The organism is Spongiibacter marinus (assembly GCF_016906995.1).
GTDB lineage: Bacteria > Pseudomonadota > Gammaproteobacteria > Pseudomonadales > Spongiibacteraceae > Spongiibacter > Spongiibacter marinus.
Genome location: NZ_JAFBBD010000027.1, coordinates 1 through 1405, shown reverse-complemented (window position 1 = coordinate 1405; position 1405 = coordinate 1). Strand labels below are relative to the sequence as shown.

Below are 1405 nucleotides of genomic sequence, written 5' to 3'. Positions count from 1 at the left end.
CGAGGTCCGGCCCAGATTCATGTAAAAAGTTCCACGAAAGTAAGTTAACTGTTTGATTTTGCAAGAAACAGAAAATCTCAAAAACTTGGTAAAAGCGGCATTTTTGTTCAAATAACAGACAGTTTTCGTTGGGCCTTTTCACCTCGACAGATATTCGCCATAGTCACGCGCTTTTTGCGAGTGACCCATGGCTGCCATCCACGATACTGCGTACCCCAGACTCAAATACAATCTCACCCAAAAAGAAATTGCCTTCGTTTACGCACCGCTTGATGAAGAAGTCGTTTGGGCCAAAAGCCGGCGACTGCAGGGCGATCAATCGCTAGCCTGCCTGGTGTACCTGAAATGCTTTCAACGCTTGGGATATTTTCCAAAACCCGATGAGATTCCCATCTCGGTCATTAAATACATTGCCGGCTTCACCCGCTTCCAGGATGAAAACTATCAACGATTGCCACCGGTTCCTAAAACAAACCTGAAGCGCATCAAGGATGCCATTCGGCGATTTTGCAATGTGGATCCGTTTTCGCTGAGTGAGCACGGACCGTGGAGCAGATCCTTCGCCAACGACATTGCCAGAACCAAAGACAGTGTGGTCGACATCATCAATGCGATGCTCGAGATGCTTGTTAAAGAGTCTATTGAGCTGCCCGCGTTCTCGACATTGGATCGATTGGCCTTTGCCGCACGAGCTCATGCCAATAAAACGTTTTATCACGCCATCGCTGAACAACTCTCTCCACAAACCAGTGACCTGCTAGAAAGCTTATTACATACCAAAAATGAGGCTGGCGTTACTCACTGGCAGGTGCTCAAGAGTGAACCGCAGAAACCGAGTGTTCATGCCCTGACTGAATTCACCACGCATACCGCATGGATCAAAGACCTTCATGAACAGGTCGGTCTGGTGCCGGAAATTCCCGAAGAGAAACGCACGCAATTCATCCTGGAGGCGAGGGCCTATAACGCTGATCGAATGCGATCCTTGCAATCCAGTAAGCGTAAAGCGCTGCTGGCCTTGTTGGTGAACGAACAACTCTACTGCTGCACCGATTTCCTGATCGATTTTTTTATCCGCGAGATCCGTAAAATCCATAACAAAGCCCGCCTTGACCTACGGAAGTTTCAGGAAGGCTCGGTACTGGAACAAGAACATCTGATCTGTATGCTGCGGGATGTGTCACTGGAGGTCAGCAAGAAAATTGCACCTGCCACGGTCATCAACAATATCTCCAGAGTGATGCAAGGCGATCCAATTGAGGTAATGGAGCGGTGCAACCGCCTGGTCTTACATGGATTCAATAACTACCTGCAGTTCCTGCCACGCCGTTACACCAAACCACTGAGAAAGGCATTGCTGGATTGCATCGATCTGCTGGAGATAGATCATACCGCCCATGGCGGG

The 1405-nt window shown here is 48.9% G+C and carries 1 protein-coding gene; it reads left to right on the top strand.

Going from position 1 to position 1405, the window contains the following annotated elements; genetic code table 11:
* Positions 1-187: 187 nt before the first annotated feature.
* On the top strand, positions 188-1405 hold a 1218-nt coding region (locus HNR64_RS16980), incomplete at its 3' end, for a DUF4158 domain-containing protein (protein WP_204997568.1).